Origin of the sequence: Ruminococcus sp. CAG:330 (genome assembly GCF_000437175.1) — a bacterium.
Lineage (GTDB): Bacteria > Bacillota > Clostridia > Oscillospirales > Ruminococcaceae > Ruminococcus_C.
The window spans coordinates 2361-24538 of the sequence record NZ_FR898005.1 but is presented as its reverse complement, the minus strand read 5'-3'; the positions used below and the strand labels follow the sequence as shown (position 1 = coordinate 24538).

Annotated in this window: 18 protein-coding genes; 12 read left to right on the top strand and 6 right to left on the bottom strand. The window is 55.3% G+C overall.

The window, feature by feature from the left end; translation table 11 throughout:
* Nucleotides 1–177 precede the first annotated feature (177 nt).
* Complete coding sequence (locus tag QZL66_RS02030) at nt 178–1101, top strand: alpha/beta fold hydrolase (RefSeq protein ID WP_022410098.1); 924 nt, start codon at nt 178–180, stop codon at nt 1099–1101.
* 248 nt (nt 1102–1349) lie between these two features.
* Here the strand turns inward: QZL66_RS02030 and QZL66_RS02025 are convergent, their stop codons facing one another.
* Entirely contained in the window at nt 1350–3809 is a 2460-nt protein-coding gene (locus QZL66_RS02025; RefSeq protein WP_022410097.1) for a DUF4832 domain-containing protein, read from the bottom strand.
* 351 nt (nt 3810–4160) lie between these two features.
* Here QZL66_RS02025 and QZL66_RS02020 point away from each other — a divergent pair, with 351 nt between their 5' ends.
* Nucleotides 4161–5951, top strand: a complete 1791-nt coding sequence (locus QZL66_RS02020; RefSeq protein ID WP_022410096.1) for a GH-E family nuclease — start codon at nt 4161–4163, stop codon at nt 5949–5951.
* A gap of 17 nt (nt 5952–5968) precedes the next feature.
* Entirely contained in the window at nt 5969–7354 is a 1386-nt protein-coding gene (locus QZL66_RS02015; protein ID WP_022410095.1) for a zinc ribbon domain-containing protein, read from the top strand.
* 185 nt (nt 7355–7539) lie between these two features.
* Here the strand turns inward: QZL66_RS02015 and QZL66_RS02010 are convergent, their stop codons facing one another.
* From QZL66_RS02010 to QZL66_RS02000, 3 genes are all read right to left on the bottom strand, one after another.
* Nucleotides 7540–8928: a glycine--tRNA ligase gene (locus tag QZL66_RS02010; RefSeq protein ID WP_022410094.1), complete on the bottom strand. Its 1389-nt coding sequence runs from the start codon at nt 8926–8928 to the stop codon at nt 7540–7542.
* Nucleotides 8929–9076: 148 nt separating this feature from the next.
* Nucleotides 9077–9484: a DUF1284 domain-containing protein gene (locus QZL66_RS02005; protein ID WP_022410093.1), complete on the bottom strand. Its 408-nt coding sequence runs from the start codon at nt 9482–9484 to the stop codon at nt 9077–9079.
* Nucleotides 9477–10076, bottom strand: a complete 600-nt coding sequence (locus QZL66_RS02000) for a biotin transporter BioY (protein ID WP_022410092.1) — start codon at nt 10074–10076, stop codon at nt 9477–9479. Before QZL66_RS02000 ends, QZL66_RS02005 begins: the two co-directional genes overlap by 8 nt.
* Before the next feature lie 305 nt (nt 10077–10381).
* Between QZL66_RS02000 and hrcA the strand changes: the two genes are divergently transcribed.
* The 4 genes from hrcA to dnaJ all read left to right on the top strand — a co-directional run bounded on the left by hrcA (nt 10382) and on the right by dnaJ (nt 15402).
* Nucleotides 10382–11449: a heat-inducible transcriptional repressor HrcA gene (gene hrcA, locus QZL66_RS01995; RefSeq protein ID WP_293601772.1), complete on the top strand. Its 1068-nt coding sequence runs from the start codon at nt 10382–10384 to the stop codon at nt 11447–11449.
* Between the two features lie 25 nt (nt 11450–11474).
* Nucleotides 11475–12068: a nucleotide exchange factor GrpE gene (gene grpE, locus QZL66_RS01990; RefSeq protein WP_022410090.1), complete on the top strand. Its 594-nt coding sequence runs from the start codon at nt 11475–11477 to the stop codon at nt 12066–12068.
* Nucleotides 12069–12193: 125 nt separating this feature from the next.
* The gene (dnaK, locus tag QZL66_RS01985) at nt 12194–14068 is read left to right on the top strand and encodes a molecular chaperone DnaK (RefSeq protein ID WP_022410089.1); all 1875 of its coding nucleotides are present in this window, start codon (nt 12194–12196) and stop codon (nt 14066–14068) included.
* Nucleotides 14069–14244: 176 nt separating this feature from the next.
* Nucleotides 14245–15402: a molecular chaperone DnaJ gene (dnaJ, locus tag QZL66_RS01980; protein WP_022410088.1), complete on the top strand. Its 1158-nt coding sequence runs from the start codon at nt 14245–14247 to the stop codon at nt 15400–15402.
* A gap of 83 nt (nt 15403–15485) precedes the next feature.
* Here the strand turns inward: dnaJ and QZL66_RS01975 are convergent, their stop codons facing one another.
* Nucleotides 15486–16886: a hypothetical protein gene (locus QZL66_RS01975; protein WP_022410087.1), complete on the bottom strand. Its 1401-nt coding sequence runs from the start codon at nt 16884–16886 to the stop codon at nt 15486–15488.
* A complete protein-coding gene (locus QZL66_RS01970; RefSeq protein ID WP_022410086.1) occupies nt 16861–17415 on the bottom strand; it encodes an RNA polymerase sigma factor in 555 nt (184 codons plus the stop codon). The genes QZL66_RS01975 and QZL66_RS01970 overlap by 26 nt, the downstream gene beginning before the upstream one ends.
* Nucleotides 17416–17894: 479 nt before the next feature.
* Between QZL66_RS01970 and QZL66_RS01965 the strand changes: the two genes are divergently transcribed.
* The 5 genes from QZL66_RS01965 to QZL66_RS01945 form a co-directional block, all read left to right on the top strand.
* Complete coding sequence (locus QZL66_RS01965) at nt 17895–18245, top strand: hypothetical protein (RefSeq protein ID WP_022410085.1); 351 nt, start codon at nt 17895–17897, stop codon at nt 18243–18245.
* A gap of 236 nt (nt 18246–18481) precedes the next feature.
* Complete coding sequence (locus QZL66_RS01960; protein WP_022410084.1) at nt 18482–19069, top strand: HD domain-containing protein; 588 nt, start codon at nt 18482–18484, stop codon at nt 19067–19069.
* A 50-nt stretch (nt 19070–19119) separates the two neighbouring features.
* Complete coding sequence (locus QZL66_RS01955) at nt 19120–20712, top strand: DUF1653 domain-containing protein (RefSeq protein WP_022410083.1); 1593 nt, start codon at nt 19120–19122, stop codon at nt 20710–20712.
* Between the two features lie 138 nt (nt 20713–20850).
* On the top strand, nt 20851–21516 hold the full coding sequence (locus QZL66_RS01950; protein WP_022410082.1) for an HAD family hydrolase: 666 nt from the start codon (nt 20851–20853) through the stop codon (nt 21514–21516).
* A gap of 13 nt (nt 21517–21529) precedes the next feature.
* A partial coding sequence (locus tag QZL66_RS01945; RefSeq protein ID WP_293601771.1) for a tRNA1(Val) (adenine(37)-N6)-methyltransferase occupies nt 21530–22178 on the top strand: 649 nt, incomplete at its 3' end.

The following is a 22178-nucleotide window of genomic DNA, read 5'->3' as shown; positions in this document are numbered from 1 at the left end:
ACACCTCGCCAGCTGCGCTCAGCTGGAGCAGCCTGATGGGTTCAACGAACTCGTTTCTTTCTGTTTCTGCGCAAAAATATTGGAATTTTCTTTATAGATATAGACGGCCGTCTATTTTTGTGGTATAATAACAGCATACGAACATCACGCAAAGTCATCACAGTCAAAGGAGGCATTATGCAGGAATTTACGTTATATTCGCACCACGACCGTTTGCCGCTCAAGGGGCTTTTGGTCTGCCCCGAAACCACGCCACGAGCAATCGTACAGGTTTCCCACGGCATGTGCGAGCACAAGGAGCGGTATCTACCGTTTCTCCAGTTTCTGGCGGAGCACGGCTTCGTCTGCGTCATCCACGACCATCGGGGACACGGCGGAAGTGTGCGCCAGCCGGAGGATCTGGGATACTTCTATCCGGACGGCGGTGTAGCGCTGGTCTCCGATTTGTATCAGGTTTCCCGGTGGGTGCGCCGGAAATATCCGGAACTGCCGCTGTTTCTGTTCGGGCACAGCATGGGCTCGCTGGCGGTGCGGTGTTATCTGAAACGCTATCCCGACCAGCTGTCCGGACTGTTTGTCTGCGGTTCGCCCAGCGATACGTGGGGACTGGAATTGGGCGAACGCTTTCGGGCTGTCCTGGCAAAAAAGAAGGGCGCACAGTACCACAGCAAATGGCTGGCGGAAACGGTGTTCGTCGTGTTCCAGAAGCCGTTTCGGGAGGAGAACAGGCGGAACGCATGGATTTGCAGCGACCCGAATGTGGTAGATGCCTACAACGCCGATCCGCTGTGTGATTTCAACTTCTCCCTCAACGGTTATGAGGCGCTGCTGTATCTGCTCCGCACCACTTATAATCCGGAGGATTGGCGGGTATTGCAGCCGGAGCTGCCCATTCGGTTTCTCTCCGGCGGAGAAGACCCCTGCCGTGGCAGCGACCAGAAGTTTGAACAGGCGGCAGAGCTGCTTCGCTCTGTGGGTTACCGCAATGTCACAAGCCGTCTGTTTCCGAAGATGCGCCACGAGATTCTCAACGAGACCCATCGGGAACTGGTGTATCAGGATGTACTGGAAACGCTGGAACAGTGGCTGTCTCGTTCCTAAGCGCACAGGCTCGCAAATCAAAAACCGGCGCTGCCCAGAAATCAAGCAGCGCCGGTTTTTTGATGGGGATATGATGCGTGAAATTTTAGAGCTTGTGTTCATAGGAAATATATGCGGATTTTCGAGCAAATTTTTTTGCAGACAAGGCAAAAATTTGCGGGCATACTTTCGTATGGCAAGAATTTTTAACGCAGTATGCAACAAAATTTGCCGAAAAGACGTAGATAGACGCCTATGAACACGAGCTCTTACGATTCCGCAGATAGGCAGGAGGTGCGGAGAAGCGCCAGATCGAAGCCGTTTACGGTGTCATCGCTCTGGAGATCTGCCAGCTGTGTCTGCTCCTGCGTGAGCGAAGCCTGGGCAAGGAGATATTTTTGCAGCAAGATCACATCGGCAAGATCTGCCGTGCCATCCTGATTGATATCGCCGGAAACCGGCTGTACTGGCTGCAAAATGACATCGGCAACTTCGCAGACCTCCACAGTCTTGGCAATGCCGGAGGGCGTGGTGACTGTGACGGAATAGATGCCGCAGGTGTCCTTGGAATCGGCGGTGATGGCGTAGCTTTTCTCCGTGGCGTTTTCAATCTGCTCGCCGTCGTGATACCACTGGTAGGAGAGGCCGCTGCCGGAGGTCAGCGGTGCCAGCTCCATCGTGTCGCCCTCCGCCAGATTCACAGTCTGCTTGGCGGAGTAGACGTTGAAGTTGCCGGTTACGGTATAGCTGTCCGCTTTCAGGGAACCGGTCTTATTCCAGGAGTTCGCCTGATCCTGTACCGTGTAGGCGATGTCGGCAAGCTCTGTGCCGGCGCTCATGCCCAGAAAATCCCCCAGCGGAAGGCGAAACTCAATGGTGTTTCCGCTGTGCTTCTGCACACATCCCAGCGGAACACCGCCAGTGCCGTTGAAGTATACAAAGCCGTTGTTCTGGTAATACATCCAGTAGCTCTTTCCGGTGGTGACATTTTGAAAGGAGAGGTTGTACACCGGTGTCTGTGCGTCCTGTTTCAGATTGGCGAAAATGTAGAGGTACTGGTCGTCGTTGGTGATGGAGAGATAGTTGCCGTTTTCGTCCCTGGTGCGGACCATCTCATCGGTATATTCGGTGTCGCTGCTGGCTGCGCCGTCCACGGTGACCAGATTTTTCGCTGTGTACATTGTGCCGTCAGAATGGGAGACTTCCTGTGTAGCGTTGGTCTGGTAGAAGCTGTTGTCTGCGGACTTGACATCGCTGTCATCTGCGGTCACGGTGAAGCTGCCCAGATAGTTTGCACCGAGCGAGGCATTCCAAATGCCGCTGTTGGCGAACTGAACGGAGCGGAAGCTCATCTGTCCCAGCTCGTTGTCGCCGGCGGAGAGCTTGAGGTATACATTCCACTCGCCGGTCTCCATGGCAGCGGGTAGCTTCAGGTTAAACTCCGGCGAAACTGTGGTGCAGGAGTACCACGTTCTGGTGTCCGCATCCACTTCTGTTTTGAGGTAGTTCCCGTCCTTTTCCAGAATGATCTCGGCTTTCTGTGCAGGAATGGGATTGGCAAATCCGGTGTTTTCCACTTTGGTGGCAATGCGCAGCACGCCGTCCTGCGAAACCGTTCCGCTCAGATCGGAATCCCGCAGGACGAAGCGGTAGCCGAGGTGATCCCGAATGAACTGAAAGACGGTCTGTCCGTAGTAGGCGCTGTTGTCCACGCCCTCCACATCGTATGCCTCGCCGAAGGTGTAGTCCTTGTACAGGCTGTAGATGTTGGAGTTGATATAGCTCAGGTGGGAGTAGTACATCTCCGGCACGGCGTTTTCCGGCAGGTAGGTGTCGTACTTCTTGGCAAAGTCCAGATTGCCGGAGAACTCGCCGCCGTAGTAAGAGGTGAGCGTCTGCTGCCGCAGCCATTTCAGGTCACGTGTCCGGTCGTGGAACGTGCCGAGGTCGGAGTCCGAGCCCATATAGCCATCATTATAAAGACCGACACGGGCTGCCTGACTGCCGGCTTCCAGAACATAATCGCCCAGATCAGATTCCTCGATGCCAGCCCACTTGGCGAAGATGTTGGGGGTACGCACGGTGACGGGGATGCTGTCCGGTACGACATCCAGCATTAGATCCAGCAGCTTTGCCTTGTCCTCCATGAAGCAGTATTTTCCGCCCCACTGCTCGCCGTAGCAGCCTACAAAACCGCTCTCCACATAGCAGATGATGTCCTTGTAGTCCTCCAGAAAGCCGTCCGCCCGAATTTGTTCGATGTGCCTGACCATCTGGTCAAAGGTGGCAGGCTCCGGATTGCGCACGCCATTGGCATCGTAGCGGAAGCGGATGCCAACCATGCAGCCGTTTCTGCGGCTGTTTTCCAGCGTCTGGCGCATGCTGGAGAAAAACACACCGTCCAGATCGTAGTCCGTGCCCTCGGTGTAGTTGCCGTCGGAATCGGTTGTGCCGTTGGAACCGCTGGAGAATCCGCCGATGTCCACGAACATGACGACCAGATCGCCAGTGGGGTTGTACGCCTTTGTCTCCCCCGGCTTGCAGCGGAACGCCAGCGAGGAGGTGTAGCCTGCGCCCGGCGTGCGGATCGTCCCCACGGACTCGGTGTAGTCAATGCCGGAATCCACCAGTGCCGGCTCGGATTCCTCTGCGCTGACGGGAAGCTGTGCCGACAGCGTCAGTCCGCAGAGCATCGCCATGGCAGCAGCTAGAAATTTTGTGATTTTCATCTAATTTGCTCCTTTCCAAAGTGCTGAATTTGTGCACATTATCATTGTAGCATGAAATCACGATAACGTCAAGAGAATCCGGAAAGCGATTGGCACTGAAATTTGACGTGATTTTGGGCGGTTTTTGGATTTTATTTATGTGCTGCGGGAAAATGTGGTGCTTGACTTGATATCGGTTCTGTGATATAATGGAAAAAACGTACAATTGGAGTCGGTTTTGCGCTTTTTCACCGGAAAAATGAAGCGGCAGGACGCTTTCTGTCTGCGCTGCTGTGCAAAAAAATGATGGAAAAATGTCGCAATTTATTTGATTTTGGGTGACTTTTCAGAGTTTCGAGAGGAGGATGTTTCGTGCGGATTCAGGATATTCCGTGGCTGGATTTTACCGTGCCGCAAAAAAAGCTGGATGTGTCGGTTGCCGCCACCTTTGACAGGGGGGATTATCAGACTGCCAGAACGACACAGCCTGTAGTGCTTTTTCGGGTGACGACAGCGCCGGTCAAAGGCGGGCCTTACTGGACAACGGAGCTGCCAAAAGATCGCATGGAGGCTAAGATGTCTTTGGCGGTGCGCCCGGAGTGGAACCAGCGGCAGTATTATCAGACAGCGGTGCTTCCGATCGGAACAGAGATCCAAATCGGATTTGCAGCACCGCAGGGAAGCTTCAGTTATTGGCAGCACGCCGAACTTGCCGGCGGGGAGGTGAATATGCCGTACGGACGGGATCTGACTGGCGGCTGTGTGCAGGTGTTTATGGACGGCGGTATGCCGGAGCAGTATGTGATCGAGTCTGGCAGACCGATGGAGTTTGTCGGCAACTATTCGGAATTCGACCGGAAAGCAGTGGAACTGGAAGAAGCTGCGGCACGGGAACGGGCGGAGGCAGCGCGTATCAAGCGTGCGCCCATGACTAAGAACGTCAGCGGACAGGTGCGTGCCAATGCGGCATTTACCCAGCAGGACGAGAACGGACAGATCGTCAGTCCCAACGGAACGGGGCAGGTCATTGACGGGAACGTCCAGACAGACATCGGCCATGTCAACAGCTTCGAGAACAAGTACGAGGTGAAGTACTCTGAGAAAGCGGGGCTGACGCAGCAGGAGCACAACCAGATGTTCAGCAATCCGGGGCAGTTTCAGGTAGAGCCGAGCCGGGAAAACCGCAGCCATGCCTTTGAGAATCACGACGAGAACGATGCGATGATGAACATCTCCGCCTATGCCTGCGGAGAGGACAGGGATATTGCGTCAAGAACCATGATTATTCCGCCGGAGAACGGCAGCGACATGGGAACGCTTGCTGTGAAGAATGCGAAGACCGGAGAAATGGAGCCCATCGCCACCTTTGCGTGGGAGCGTCCGGAGGAATCGGCACGAGTTTTGGAGGACGGAGAAAAGTCGGACAAAGTGCAGGAAAACGCCATGCCGGAAACCGAGCGTGCAGAAACCTCGAGACCGGTAACACCGGCAACGGAGGAGGCTTCTGCGGAGACATCCAAGGAAACTGCGCCGGAGTTGCAGATGCCAGCGGAATCCGTAAGGGAGCCTGCACCGGAACAGGAGAAAGCGGATGCGCCGTCATCGGAGGCAGACACGCAGGACATGGCAAAGTCGGATGCGGCAAAACCTGTTGAAAGCAATGCCGGAGAAGCATCTGCTGCGCCGGAAAAATCCAAGGAAACGGCACCGGAATCCTCAGAAACTGATGCAAAGGGCACGGCAAAGACAGGCGCTGTCAAATCTGCTGACGGCAATGCGGAAGAAACTGCGCCGGAGTTGCAGATGCCAGCGGAATCCGTAAGGGAGCCTGCACCGGAACAGGAGAAAGCGGATGCGCCGTCATCGGAGGCAGACACGCAGGACATGGCAAAGTCGGATGCGGCAAAACCTGTTGAAAGCAATGCCGGAGAAGCATCTGCTGCGCCGGAAAAATCCAAGGAAACGGCACCGGAATCCTCAGAAACTGATGCAAAGGGCACGGCAAAGACAGGCGCTGCCAAATCTGATGACGGCAATGCGGAGGGAACTGCGCCCTCGGCGAGAAACGCCGGAGGTTCGGGGAGCCGCTTTGAAACGGGGAACACTGGGGAAAACGGGAAAGATAACAGCGCCAGTGATGACTATTACTATGGATATTATTGAGAGGATGGAGAAATAAGATGAATTGTTGGAAGTGCGGCGCAAATAACGCCGATGACTGTATGTTTTGTGAGGAGTGCGGTGCGGATCTGAGAAAGCCGCCCGTACCGCCCACACCGAATCCGGCACAGACAGCTGGAGCTGCTCCGCCTGTACCGCCTGCACCCAATCCGGCACAGCCTGCCGGCGCATCGCAGGGACAGCCGGCAGCCAGTGCCGGGCAGACGGTAACGGTTTCTATTCCGAATCCCAAGCGGATGATGCCTTTTGCTATGCGTGCGCTGCAATTTTTGAAACAGCATCTGCTGGCGGTGATTCTGCTGCTGGTGGTTCTGGCGGCTCTGATTACGGGTATTTCGGTAGGGAATTATCTGTCGAACCCCAAGCGGGTGGTAGACCAGTACTTTTCTGCGCTGAAAAAAGGCGACTGGGAAAAGGCGTACAGCCAACTCTATGTCAAGGAGTCGGACTTCGTCAACTATGATGCCTACGAAGCCATGATGGAAAGAGAGGCAAAGCTCTATACGGGAATCGGTTCCTACCGCATTCACGAGGACGGAGCGTCTTCCGGCACCAGGAAGAGCAAGGGCAGCAAGGATGATGCGGAACGCCTGATGCGCACCTATACGGTGGACTACGTGACCGACCGTTCCACCTCCAATGAGATGAGTGTGGAAGTGGTGAAGCTTTCGAAAAAGAAGTTTCTGTTCTTTCCGGAGTATCAGATCTCTGCCTCCAGCATGCTGGGCAGCTTTACGGTGAGTGCGCCGGGCTACGCCAAAGTCACGGTGGACGGTATTCCCATTGACAGCTACAAGACGGATACCGATGAGGAGAACAACTACCAGTACTACAGCATTGACGCCATCTTCTACGGGGTACACGAGGTGTCGGCATCTTCGGAGCTGACCGAGGAATATACGACGACGGGTTCCGAGGCAGTGGACATTTACAGTTCTGACATGCCGATTCTGGATTCTGTCGTTGACACCATTTTCGAGACGGCGAAATCCGATCTGGATCAGATGATCACCGCAGCTTGTCAGGGGGCAACGCTGGAGGACAACACTATGTCGGATGCCTATGAGGATTATTTCTACGACTCCTTCTATGAGAAAGAGGAAACTGGCATGCACAATGTGAAGGTGACCTCCTATCGGGATATCTCCGAACAAACGGTATTTGACGGCGATTTTACTTATAGCTGCGGTATCGCCTATGACTATACCTATGACAATTGCTATTATGACTCGCAGTACCAGAGCAGCACGAGAAAATGGGTGGATGTTCTGACCAGCGATCCGGAGGAATCCACGGGAGAGGCATATTTGACCTATTCCTATAACGGAAAGGAATGGTATCTGTCGGATATCATCTCCAACTATGCATATGGCGGAGGCTATTAAGCACAATCCGTGCTTTTAGTATAAGAACCTGTCTTCACAAGCGTATACAAGTGTCTTTTCGGCAAATTTTGCTGCATCCTGCGTGAAAAATACTTGCCGGGCGACAGCCCGCCTGCGTATTTTTGCCTTGTCTGCAACAAAATTATGCTCGAAAATCCACATATATTTCTTGTGAAGACAGGCTCTTACAGTTCGATCTTGCTCTCCAGATAGCTTACCAGCTCGTCGATGGGCATACGAACCTGTTCCATGGTGTCACGGTCACGGATGGTGACGCAGTTGTCGCTCTCCACGGTGTCGAAGTCCACAGTGACGCAGAACGGTGTGCCGATCTCGTCCTGACGGCGGTAGCGCTTGCCGATGGAACCGGTTTCGTCGAAGTCCACGGGGAAGTGCTTTGCCAAAACGGCGTAAACCTCCCGTGCCTTTTCGCTGAGCTTCTTGGACAGCGGCAGAATGGCAGCCTTGTACGGTGCCAGTGCCGGATGCAGATGCATGACAACACGGGTGTCGTTCTTTGCCGCGTCAACGACTTCCTCGTCGTAAGCCTCGGTGACGATGGACAGGAACAGACGCTCTACACCCAGGGACGGCTCGATGACGTACGGGATGTACTTGGTGTTGGTCTCCGGATCGAAGTATTCCAGCGACTTGCCGCTGTGTTCCTGATGCTGTGTCAGGTCGTAGTTGGTTCTGTCGGCAACGCCCCACAGCTCGCCCCAGCCGAAGCTGAACTTGTACTCGAAGTCTGTGGTTGCCTTGGAGTAGAAGCACAGTTCCTCCGGATCGTGGTCACGCAACCGCAGGTTCTCTTCCTTCAGACCCAGTGTCAGCAGGAAGTTTTTGCAGTAGCTGCGCCAGTACTGGAACCATTCCAGATCGGTGTCCGGCTTGCAGAAGAACTCCAGCTCCATCTGCTCGAATTCACGGACACGGAAGATGAAGTTGCCCGGTGTGATCTCGTTTCGGAAGGACTTACCGATCTGTGCCACGCCGAAGGGCAGCTTTTTGCGGGTGGTGCGCTGGATGTTGGCGAAGTTGACAAAGATGCCCTGTGCGGTCTCCGGACGGAGGTACAGCTCCGACTTGGAGTCCTCGGTAACACCCTGATAGGTCTTGAACATCAGGTTGAACTGGCGGATGTCGGTGAAGTCCGTCTTGCCGCAGTTCGGGCAGGGAATCTGCTTTTCCCGAATGTAGTCCATCATCTGCTGGTTGCTCCAGCCGGCAGGGTTGGTGCCGTCGAAGTCCTCGATGAGGTTGTCGGCACGGTGTCTGGTCTTGCAGGACTTGCAGTCCATGAGCGGGTCAGAGAAGCCGCCCAGATGACCGGAAGCCACCCATGTCTCCGGATTCATGATGATGGAAGCGTCCAGTCCCACATTATAAGGGGATTCCTGCACGAACTTCTTCCACCAGGCACGCTTGATGTTGTTCTTCAACTCTACACCCAGCGGGCCGTAGTCCCAGGAGTTTGCCAGACCGCCGTAAATTTCAGAACCCGGGTATACAAAGCCGCGGGACTTACAGAGGTCTACGATTTTATCCATGCTCTTTTGTTCATTGGTCAGCATTTTCAAATTCTCCTTGCAATAGAATTGGTATCTTTTATATTGTAGCGGAAAACGGGGGAAATGTCAAGCTTTTTTCGGAAATGCGCACAGAAATCCTCCCCGCTTCGCAAAAAAGTGCAGGAGAAGTCGTTCCTCTCCTGCACAGTTCTTATAAATCCGGATTTTCCCGCACGATTCCATCCGCCATTCGTTTTCCGCAAATGGCGTACCACATGCAGTCGCCGCAGATCGCCGCCAGCTTTCCGGCGGCGAGAATGCGGGTGTCCACCAGCCGGCAGAACGCCTCCCAGCGGAGCACCGCCCCTGTCTGCAATCCCAGATGCGCCAGTACAGCCTTGTCGTAGGCGTGCACCTTTTCCGCATCCTCGCAGTGTCCGGGCAGGTTGTGGGGACAGGCGGCACACAGACAGTCCGCCCCGTTCGTCAGCATGATCCACGGGTCAGTTTGCCCAAACAGCCGGAGCTTCTCCCGCATGTTCCGGGTAAAGGCATCGCTGTAGCCGTGGCCGCAGAAGAACGCTGTACACAGCCCGTGGTGGGGACGCAGCTTATACACGGCGAATCAGACGCTTCGGCAGCCGTTTCGCCAGCAGGATCGCAAGGGCGATCTTGGCGCAGTCCGGCAGAATGAACGGGAATACGCAGGAAGTGAGGGAAGCCATCAGTCCGATCTCCCCGATCTGACGGGTGTATACCACCATGAACCACGCTGTTCCGAATGCGTAGCATGCCGCCAGTCCCAGCACCATGGCGAGAATCATCACCGGCAGCTTCTCCCCCAGCCAGCGGGTGATGCCCCAGTAGATCAGAGCGGAGAACAGGAATCCGATGATGTAGCCGCCGGTCATGCCCAGCAGGGTGCCGATGCCGCCGGAAAAGCCGGCGAATACCGGTACGCCGATCGTGCCCAGTACAATATATAAGAGAACGGAGATAGTGCCAGACTTTCCGCCCAGAATCGCAAGGGCGCAGAAAACGCCGAAGGTCTGGAGCGTGAACGGAACCACCAGAGGAATCTGGATCCAGGAACACACGGCGATGATTGCGGTAAACAGTGCAATCTGTACCATGGCGAGAATTTTTTCGTGCTGTCCGGCGGATGAACCGCCGTCTTTGGCTGCAAATGCAGGGGAAACGGGTTCTTTCATGTTTTGTGAGTCCTTTCTGTTTGAAACTGTCACCAAGTGCAAAATGGGAGTACCAGTGACAGTTGCTATTATACCACAAATTCGCCTGTTTGTCAACCTATAAATTCAAGAAAAAAGATGACAATTGACGAAAAAACAGAGATTTCGAAAATATGAACAGAAATATGAACGAATATAATCTGAAATTTGTGCAATCCTACAAAAATGAAAAAAGCACTTGACAATTGCCCTGAGTCATGGTAAATTTATATTAGCACTCAGAGAGAAAGAGTGCTAACACTTGAAAAGTGAATCTGCCAGAAAGGATGGTTAACGTGGATGCGCGAAAACGGCAAATCTTATGCGCAGTGGTAGACTTATATATCCGCACCGGAGAGCCGGTGGGATCTAAGACGATCTCACAGCTGCCGGAGATTCATGTATCTGCGGCGACGGTCCGGAATGATATGGCAGTCCTGGAGGAATTGGGATATCTGGAACAGCCCCACACCTCGGCGGGACGTGTCCCCACGTTCAACGGGTACCGGCTGTATATCGAGGAGATCAGCGAGGGCGGCGAGGGAATGCTTCCCCCGGAGGAAAAAGAGCGTCTGGATCGGATGCTGGGGGATGAATCCCAGCTGACGGAAGATTTGATCTTACAGAGTGCCACAACGGCGCTCTCCCAGATCACCCAGTGCGCCACAGTGGTTTCCAACTTCGCCCCCAAGTATTCCGTGATTACAAAGGTAGATGTCATTCCCACCGGCAAACGGATGTACGTGGTTCTGCTTATCACTTCAGACGGCAAGATCAAGAACCGTGCCTGCCGGCTGCAATTTGACCTGACCCACGAGCACATGGATTTCTTCAAACATTTCATGGAGGAGAATCTGGAGGGCGTTTCGGTCGCCGATCTCTCGGACGAGAAGATCGAGCAAATGGTCACTGCGATGGGAACCTACATGGTGACGCTGAGTCCGCTGGTGCAGGGCATCTGCGAGATGTCCCGTGATTTGCAGCAGAACGAGCTGTATGTCACCGGAGAGCAGAACCTGTTCTCCTGCGACGAGCTGGACAAAGGAGAGGTGGCACAGTTCATCCTCCACAAGAAAGAGCTTGCCGGACTGCTGGACGATTCGTTCCAGGGCATCAAGGTGATGTTCGGCACGGAGAACGACAGCTTCGTGGTTGGCAACTCCAGCATGATCGTGTCCAAGTATCAAAAGGACGATCATACCGCCGGGTCGCTGGGTGTCATCGGGCCGGTTCGTCTGAACTACGCAAAGATCATTCCCTATATTGAATATTTCACCGATAAGATCTCGCATCTGATATCGGAGGATTCCGGCGGTGATGCGCCGGAGCAGAAGCCGTCGGAAAAGACGGAATAGAACAGCAGGAAAGGATGTGCTGAGGATGGCAAACGAAACAGAGGAAACCAAAAAGAGCGCCGCAGCTCCGGAAGAGGCAGCAGAGGCACAGTCCGCAGCAGAAGAAGCAGCGACAGAAACACCGGCTTCTGAATCTGAGACAGAGAAGGACGGCGGCAAGATGAAAAAGAAAGACTGGAAGGAAGCCCTCGAAAAGAAGGATGCAGAGCTGGCAGATCAGAAAGACCAGTACCTCCGGCTGATGGCAGAATATCAGAACTACCGCAACCGCACCACCGAGGAAAAGAAAAAGATCTACGGCGATGCCAAGGTGGACTGTGTACAGGAGCTGCTTGCCGTGATGGACAGCTTCGAACGTGCGCTGGAAGCGCCGTGTACCGATGAGAACTACAAGAAGGGCGTGGAAATGACCTTTGCGCAGATTCAGAAGGCATTCGAGAAGCTGGGCGTAACGGAGGTTGCAGCCATGGGCGAGGCATTCGATCCCAAGGTGCACAACGCCATCAAGCAGGTGGACGACAGCAAGTATGACAGCGATGTGGTCTGCGAGGTATTCCAAAAGGGGTATCTTCTGGGCGACCGCCTGATTCGTCCGGCAATGGTTGCGGTGTCCATATAGGAACGCATCCGGCGCAGAAAGAGCGTGAAAATTCCTGTCCCGGCGGACAGTTTTCATAAATTTCCAATCAAATAAAAAACCTGCCCGTTCGATGGGAACGGAGATACAGAAAGGAAGAGATTATTATGGGAAAAATTATTGGTATTGACTTGGGTACAACAAACTCCTGTGTTGCTGTTATGGAAGGCGGCAAGGCCGTGGTAATTCCCAACGCAGAGGGCGCAAGAACCACTCCGTCTGTGGTTGGTTTCTCCAAGACCGGAGAGCGTCTGGTTGGTCAGACTGCAAAGCGTCAGGCCATCGCAAATCCGGATCGCACCATTTCTTCTATCAAGCGTCACATGGGTACTGATTATAAAGTAGAGATCGACGGCAAGAAGTACACCCCGCAGGAGATCTCCGCAATGATCCTCCAGAAGCTGAAGACTGATGCGGAAGCATATCTGGGACAGCCGGTTACAGAGGCGGTTATCACCGTTCCGGCTTACTTCACCGATTCTCAGCGTCAGGCAACCAAGGATGCTGGACAGATCGCCGGTCTGAACGTAAAGCGTATCATCAACGAGCCGACCGCTGCTGCACTTTCCTATGGCATTGACAAGGAAGAGGATCAGCGTGTTATGGTTTACGACCTGGGCGGCGGTACGTTCGATGTGTCCATTATCGAGATGGGCGACGGCGTACAGCAGGTACTGGCTACTGCCGGCAACAACCGTCTGGGCGGCGATGACTTCGACCAGAGAATTATTGACTGGCTGGTCAGCGAGTTCAAGAAGACAGAGGGTATTGACCTGTCCTCCGATAAGATGACCGTACAGCGTCTGAAGGATGCCGCAGAAAAGGCAAAGATCGAGCTGTCCTCCACCACGACCACAAACATCAACATTCCGTTCATCGCAGTGGATGCCAACGGCGGTCCGAAGCATCTGGATATCAACCTGACGGTTGCCAAGTTCAACGAACTGACCAAGGATTTGGTAGACGCTACCATGGGCCCGGTACAGCAGGCGCTGTCTGACAGCGGTCTGTCTCCGTCGGAACTGAACAAGGTTCTGATGGTCGGCGGTTCTTCCAGAATCCCGGCGGTTCAGGAAGCCGTTCGTTCGAAGCTGGGCAAGGAGCCGTTCAAGGGTATCAATCCGGACGAGTGCGTCGCACTGGGCGCTGCATATCAGGGCGGTGTCCTCGGCGGCGACGTCAAGGACGGTCTGCTGCTGCTGGATGTTACACCGCTGTCGCTGGGTCTGGAAACCATGGGCGGTGTTTGCACCAAGATCATTGAGAGAAACACTACCATTCCGACCAAGAAGAGCCAGATCTTCTCCACCGCTGCGGATAACCAGTCTGCCGTTGATATCGTTGTCCTTCAGGGTGAGCGTGAGTTCGCACGGGATAACAAGCAGCTGGGCACCTTCCGTCTGGACGGCATCGCACCGGCTCCGAGAGGCATCCCGCAGATCGAAGTAACCTTCGACATCGACCAGAACGGTATCGTTCACGTTACCGCAAAGGATCTGGGCACCGGCAAGGAGCAGGATATCAAGATCACCGCTTCTACCAACATGTCCAAGGAGGACATCGACAAGGCTGTCAAGGAAGCAGAGCAGTTTGCTGAGGAAGACAAGAAGCGCCGGGAAGAGGTTGACACCAAGAACAACGCAGAGAGCCTGTGCTTCCAGTGCGAGAATGCACTGAAGGAATTCGGCGACAAGGTTCCGGCTGACGAAAAGTCCGCAATCGAGAGCAAGATCGCTGACCTGAGAAGCGCACTGGGCGGAAACGATGCAGATGCCATCAAGGCAAAGTCCGACGATCTCCAGCAGGCATTCTATGCACTGTCCTCCAAGATCTATCAGCAGAACGGCGGTCAGCCGGGTGCAGGTCCGGATATGGGCGGCGCAGCTGGTGCAGGCGGCTTCGGCGGTGCAGCAGACGGCGGCAATCATAACAACGGCGGTAACGATGACGGCGTTGTAGATGCAGACTTCAAGGAAGTATAAAGAAGACTGGAGTTTGACGAATGGTGCCCAAAAGGGCATGAGTTCCGAAAACGGCCGTAGTATAATGCGGGTATGAGTTCGTTCCGTCCGGAACGGTTTGTATCGGCAAACGATCACGGGGCAGGTTTCGGCTTGTCCCGCATCGTTGTATGATTGAGAGAAAGGAGCCGGCAAACATGGCGGAAAAACGGGATTATTATGAAGTGCTGGGGCTGCAGAAGGGTGCTTCGGAAGAGGAGATCAAAAAGGCCTTTAAGACAATGGCACGGAAGTATCACCCCGATCTGCATCCGGACGATAAGGAAGCAGCAGAAAAATTCAAGGAGGTCAACGAGGCTTACGGTGTCCTCTCGGATAAAGAGAAGCGTGCACGGTATGACCAGTTCGGGCATGCCGGCGTGGATCCCAGCTATGGCGGAGGTGCCGGCGCCGGCGGATTCAGCGGCGGTTTTGGCGACGTGGGCGATATTTTCGACAGCATTTTCGGCGGATTCGGCGGATTTGGTGGCGGCGGACGCAGCACGGCTGCTAGCGCCAATGCGCCCCGCCGCGGCGGTGATGTCAACAGCAGCATCGTCATCGACTTCATGGAGGCATGCAAGGGCACCAAGAAGAAGATGCGTGTGGCGCACATGGTACAGTGCGAACAGTGTCACGGCACCGGCGCAGATTCCAACACCGTCAGCAATACGTGCAGCGAGTGTAACGGACAGGGGGCAGTGCGGGTCAACCAGCGTACCCCGTTCGGCGTAATCTCCACCACCAAGGTGTGCCCGCGCTGCGGCGGTAAGGGCAAGATCATCACCAATCCGTGCAGCAAGTGCCGTGGCAGCGGACGCTATCGCAAGACATCGGAGATCGAACTGAACGTGCCGGCAGGCATCGATAACGGTCAGGTGCTCCGTGTGGGCGGCGAGGGCGATGCCGGCATCAACGGCGGCGGAAAAGGTGATCTGAATGTTGCAGTTTCCGTAAAGCCCCACGATCTGTTCACCAGAAAAGGCGTGGACATCTACTGCGAAGTGCCCATCACCTATGCGCAGGCAGTTTTGGGCGCAACCATTACTGTGCCCACCATTGACGGCAAGGTGGAGTACGAGATCTCCGAGGGCACGCAGAGCGGCACCAAGTTCCGGCTGCGTGGCAAGGGTGTCAAGTACATCGGCAGAGAGGCATACGGCGACCAGTACGTCACCGTTGTGGTAGAGGTGCCGAAGAAGCTGACCAAACAGCAGAAGGAACTGCTGCAAAAGTTCGACGACAGCCTGGAGGAGAAGAATCAGGCAAAGCGCCAGAGCTTCTTTGAAAAGCTGCGGCGGAAGTTCGAGCAGTAACCCCAAACGCACAAAATACAAAACGAATCCCCCCGGGCAGGAATGCCTGAGGGGATTTTTTTATGGGAGGAAAAGAGAAAAGCTTATTTCAGGCCGCAAAGGTCTACCACCGGATCGCCGTCTGCAATGCCCTCGCTGCCGTCCGTGCTGGGAAACAGGTTCAGGTACAGATTGCCGACATTGTCCGCATCCACCAGAAATGCCAGCTCTACGGTTGCGCTCTCGCCGGGGGCGAGGTTGGTGAGATTGTTTTTCTGGGAATCCCAGTCGGTGCGGAAGCTGAACATGCTGTCGTCCACCATCAGCTCGTCGGTGGTGTCGTGGGAGATGCTCTCGCCCGTTGCCGTGTCAAACGACTGGTTGGTCATGGTGCTCTGGTCTGTGATCTGGAACAGCTCGGGGAAGACGGTGACCTCTTGATCCTCGCTGCTGTTGTTGGTGCAGCGGAGTGTCACCCGCAGTACCTTCTGCTGGATGTTCTCCTGCTTGACGACCTCATCCAGGGTGTTGACACCGTCGCCCAGCTTTACCAGACTGCGCACCGTGGTGATCTTGCCGTCTGCGTCCAGATAGCCGCTGTAGTCTGCTGCCATGCCGATGGCATCGGTGGTGATGCCGTCGAAATTGTCCTGCAGGGAGGCTTGCTCCACGGAGAAAGTGTATCCGGTGTAGCCATATGCCGCCGTGCCCTGTACGGATTCGCCCACCTGATACAGCTGCATCCGGCTCTTGTCGATGTCATAGGAAACGGTATATCCGCCGTCGCCCTCCTCCCGATTGAGGGAGTCGTCCCAGATGGATGCCGTTTCGGTGTCCGCCGGTGTCAGAGTCATGCCCTCCGCCAGCTGCCGTACCTCCTCGTCGCTCAGCTGGTTGGTGTAGAGCTGCGCAGCGTATTTCGTGCCGGTGAATGCCACCCACAGCTCGCTCCAGCCGTCCCGTTTGATGTAGATGACAGAGTTGCCGCTGGCGGTGGTGTATTCGGTCTGACCGGTGGCGTAGTTGATCTGTGCAGCAATGTTCTGGCTGCCGCCGTCGATCTTCCAGAACGTGGGCGTAAAGCCACGCTCGTCGTCGTTTGCGTCCCGATACTTCCCTCCATAAGGGCCGTCTGCGGCGTAGGAAACGCCATCGGGCAGCCAGCTGTAGGACAGCGCCATGATCTGGTCGGAAACGGAGTCGCCGGTTTCGATGTGGACGGTTTTCTGGTAGGCAGCCGTCTGTTCAATGCGTGCCTGATAGATCCGGGAGGCTGCGAAAGCGGTGGCGGGGGTGAGTACGGCGAGCGCTGCGGCTGCGGCGATGGCGATAACAGCGGATTTTTTCATAGGTTTGCGGGTCTTTTTCATCAGAGATTCCTCCATCTGTTTTTTGCGGGCCTGGTATGCCAGCGAGAATTGCGGTTCCGGAGCATCGGGAGAAAACGCTTCCTCAACGAGATGCTCCCATGCTTCTTTGTCATTGTAAGGAAAATAGTTGTTCATAGGAAGTGACTCCTTTCTGCTTCATCATGGCCTTTCTGGCACGTTCGAATCGTTTCCGCACGGCAGCTTCTTTCATGCCGCACTGCCGGGCGATCTCCCGAAACGGCATGTCCTGCTGGCACCGCAGCAGAACGATCTTGGTGTCGGTGGCGTTGAGTACGCCCAGCATCTCGGAGATCGCAAGACGCTCTGCCATCTGCCGTTCCTGCTGTTCGGAGGATGTGACCGGTGTGTCCTCCGTGGGGATCTGGAGAATGCCGTCGTCCCACGGGGCATAGCGGCTGCTCTCCCGAGCATTTTTCCGGTACTGGCTGATGGCGGTGCTGCGGATAATTTTGATCATGTATTGTTTGGTCTTGGGGTGCTCCGGTTCTCCGATCTTGTCCAGATGACGGATCACACGGCAAAACGCCTCCGAAACGGCATCCTCCGCCTGCTGCGGATGGTGCAGAATGGCGTAGGCGATGTGGTACATTGGTTTTTCGTAGATTTGATAGAGGGTTTGCAGCTTTTCCTTGGCTGACTGCATGTGGTTCACCTCCTGTGATAAGCTTTTAGAACGTTCTGCCAATGATAACGCAGCACGGCGGCGTTTGTGACAGACTGGGGAAAAATTTTTCCGTTTCCACAGCTCTCCCCAGTTTTCCACTTCGTTTTCAACAACTTGTGGAAAACCGAAATCCTCGGTTTTTCGTGCTTTTCCCGAAAAATCGGGGACAATTTTCCACAATCCGAAGATTTCTGCGCCAAAACCGCTGTGGAGGTTCTGACTGCCTGCGCCGGCAGAACGGAAAGTTTTCCGGAAACTGTGGAAAACGCTGTTGAAAAGTTGGGGAAATGCCACGGAAATGCAGCGAAGCCGTTCGCAAAATTCCCGAAATTTCGCATAAAATCTGAGGTGGAAAGTGTGGAAAGAGGATAAGTTCAGAATTGTTGGAAATGATAGAGGTACAGATTGCTGTAGGAGCTTTCTGTGTACAGAAACCAGAGCATATGAGGTGAAAGAATATGATGAATCGAAAGAATTGCCGCTATGTGATTGTGCCGGCGATGCTGGCAATGCTGCTGACGGCATCCCTGACTGGCTGCGGCACAAAAGAGGGTGCGGACTCCATGTCGGATGCGGATACCACGACGGTGACGGACAGCGTGCGGGATGACGACAGCAAGAGCGGCATTAAAGAGGACGTGGAAGACATGGTCACGGATGCAGAGGACGGCGTGCGGGATCTGGTCACGGATGCCGGCGATGTGGTAAAGGATGTCGGCGATGCCGTGGGTGACATGATGGGGGACGGCGAGAACAGCACCAAGACCGCCCAGACGACCAAGACTGCAAGGGACGACAGCAGCCGATAAGACAGCGCCACTGTGCCGCAAGTGCGGTGCAGTGGTTTTTTGTTGTAGTATAGCATACTTTGAGGATGCTGGCAAGGCGGGGCGTGGTGGGAATGTTGGGAATTTCGTTGAAAACGTCCGCCGGAACGTTGCGGTGATATCGCCGCAGCTTTCCCGTTTCCTGTGTTTTTCAGGAGAATACTTGCCAATTCCGTAGAAACGTGGTATAATAGACAGCAGAAAGTGTGGTGGATTTTGTGACCAAACGAGAAGAATTTATCGCCGTCTATCAGGAACACATTACACGCCGCGGCGCCGACCGGCTCCTTGCGTGGCTGGATTCCGATGCCAGCGATTTTTTTACTGCACCCTCTAGTACCCGTTTCCACGGGGCATATGAGGGCGGGCTGGTGGAGCACAGCCTGAATGTGTACGAGTGCCTGAAGGATTATCTGAGCCGTCCCCGTACCAAGGAGCTGTACGGCATGGATTATACCCCCGAGACCATCGCCATTACGGCACTGCTCCACGATATCTGCAAGGTGGGCTTTTATGCGGTGGACTACCGCAACGCCAAAAATGAACAGGGCGTCTGGGAACGGGTGCCGTATTACACCATACGGGACAGCCTGCCCTACGGCCACGGGGAAAAGTCCGTCTACATGATCCAGTGCTTCATGCACCTGACACAGGACGAGGCGTTTGCCATTCGCTATCACATGGGCTTTTCCGGCATAGAGGACAAGAACAGCATCGGCAGAGCGCTGGAGATGTTCCCGCTGGCGCTGGCGGTCAATGTGGCGGATATGGAGGCAACGTACTATTTGGAGGGCTCTGTAAAGTGAGCTCTTTCAGAGCTGTTTGGCTCTGTGTGATAGAATAGGAGGAAAATGATATGAATTGGTATGAAAACGCTGTGATGTATCACATCTATCCCCTGGGTTTCTGCGGAGCGCCCAAGTTCAACGAGGGCGGAGAACCGGTGAACCGTCTGGAAAAGGTGCTGAACTGGATCCCGCATCTGAAAGAACTGGGTGTGGATGCCGTTTACTTCGGACCGGTGTTCGAATCGGTGGAGCACGGCTATGACACCACGGACTATCGTGTCATTGACCGCCGTCTGGGCACCAACGAGATGTTTGCTCACATCTGCGACGAACTGCACAAGAACGGCATCCGGGTCATTCTGGACGGCGTTTTCAACCACGTGGGCAGAAACTTCTGGGCGTTCCGGGACGTGCAGGAAAAGGGACAGGCCTCGGAGTACTGCGACTGGTTTGCCGGTCTGAACTTCGGCGGACAGAGTCCCTGCGGCGACAACTTCTGGTACGAGGGCTGGAACGGCTACTATAATCTGGTCAAGCTGAACCTGCGCAACTGGCACGTGTGCGATTACCTCATCGATGCGGTTGGCATGTGGATGGATGAGTTCCACATCGACGGCATTCGTTTCGATGCCGCAGACTGTGTGGACTTCGACTTCTTCCGCCGGATCCACAACTTCTGCAAGGAGCGCAATCCGGAATTCTGGCTCATGGGCGAGATCATCCACGGCGACTATAAGCGCTGGGCAAATCCGGAGATGCTGGACAGCGTCACCAACTACGAGTGCTATAAGGGCATCTACTCCTCCCACAACGACAAGAACTACTTCGAGATCAACTACAGCATCAACCGCCAGTTCGGCAACGGCGGCATCTATCAGGGCACGGCGCTGTACAACTTTGTGGATAACCACGATGTGAACCGCCTTGCCAGCACGCTGGTCGACCAGCGTTACCTGCCCCTGTGCTACACGCTGCTGTACTGCATGCCGGGCATCCCGTCCATCTATTACGGCAGTGAATACGGCGTCATGGGACGGCACGAGAACAACTCCGACGACGGTCTGCGTCCCTGCCTGAATCTGGACGACCTGAACCGCAGCGGAAACCTCGACCTGTACCGTCATCTGGTCAAGCTGGGCAGAATCTACCACGCCTATCCGGCACTGCGCACCGGTTCCTACTACACCGTAGAGGTGCGCAACCGCCAGCTGCTGTTCGCCAAGGAGCAGGACGGCAGAACGGTTTACGTGGCACTGAATCTGGAGGACTGCCCCAGCGAGTTCCGCTTCGGCACTCACGTTCCCTCGCTGGTGGATGTCATCAGCGGTCAGCCGGTACAGGTGGAAAACGGCGGCGCATGGATTCGTATGGCACCGTTCTCCTCGATGATTCTGGTGGAGGACGACATCGTCAACCAGACAGAGCCGGCAGAAGAGGCAGTTGCCGTTCCGGAGCCGACCCGTCTGGAAGTCGGCGCCAAGTATCGTGATGTGCTGGACGGCTCCGTCTGCGAACTGCTCCAGACTTCCGTCCGCCATGCGGAAACACAGGAGGAGCTGGTGGTTTACCGGAAGGAACAGGACGGCAGCGTCTGGGCAATGCCGAAGTCCGTCTTCACCGGTACGGCGCACGATAACCAGCCGAGATTCACCATGGTATAACCGAGCGTATCAAATCAGAACCTGTCTTCACAAGAAATATATGTGGATACGCTTGTGAAGACAGGTTCTCATCTAAAACAGGCAATAGACAGCGGGAGGCAGCAGTGCTGACCGCTGTTGTTTGTGAAAGGAAACAATATGGAACACAACACCCTCCAAGGCATCATTTTCGATCTGGACGGCACACTGCTGGATTCCACGGGCATGTGGGGACAGGTTGACCATAAGCTTATGGCGTACTACGGCAGGGAAGTGCCGCCGGATCTCTCCGAACGGGTACAGCGCATGTCCATCGAGGAGTTCTCCCATTTCTTTGTGGAGGAGTTCTCCCTGCCCACCACGCCGGAGCGCATTGCGAAGCAGGTGTCCGACATGGTAGCGGAGGAGTATCGGGAGCTGCTGCCCCTGAAGCCCCACGCCATGGAGCTGCTGGATTGGCTGGACGGGCAGAACATCGTCTACGGCGTGGCAACGGCGACTTATGGGGAGCTGGCTGCCGCAGCCCTGAAACGTCTTGGCGTGTGGGAACGGCTGCAATTTCTCATCACAGAGCAGGACGCCGGCGCACCCAAGTCCCAGCCTCAGATTTTTCAGCAGGCGGCGCAGAAGCTGCATCTGGGCAGACGGCAGATCGCCGTGGCGGAGGACTCCCTCTATGCCCTGCAAACGGCGAAGCGTGCCGGTTTCTTTACCGTGGGCGTGTACGACAATGCCAGCCAGCCGGTCTGGCCGGAGATCTGCGCCACCGCAACGGTGCATGTGCAGAATCTGTTGGAGATGAAGCCCGTTCTGCGGGGTGTCTGAAAGGAGCAGTGTTATGCCGGAATTGTCGTATGAAGCCATTGCAGACGGGCTGAACGTCTGCACCAGCCAGTGGCACCGGTTCGGGACGGATGCCGTGCTGCTGGCGGAGTTCTCAGCCTACCGCCGAAAGGAACGGGTCTGCGACCTGGGCACCGGCTGCGGGATTATCCCCATGCTCATGCAGCGGAAGGATGCTCCGCAGGAGGTCTACGGCGTGGACATTCAGCCGGAGGCAATCGACCAGATGCGGCGTGGCATGGCGGCGAGCACCGGCATCCGGTCCCGGATGTATCCGGTCTGCGCCGACCTGAAAACCCTCTGGGAGGGCGCACCCCTGGGACAGCTGGATCTGGTGACCTGCAATCCGCCCTACAAAGCCTATCAGGCAGGACTGGAGAGCCAGCTCACCGCCCAGAAGATCGCACGGCACGAGGTGCTCTGCAACATCGGGGATATCTGCCTTGCGGCAAAGAAGCTGCTGCGCTTCGGCGGACGGCTCTGCATCTGCAACCGGCCGGAACGGCTGGCGGACTGCATCGCTGCCATGCGCAGTCAGGGTATCGAACCCAAACGGCTGCAATTTGTGGCAAAGGCAGCGGATGCTGCGCCGTGGCTCTTCCTGCTGGAGGGCAGAAGCGGCGGAAAGCCGTTCCTGAACGTTC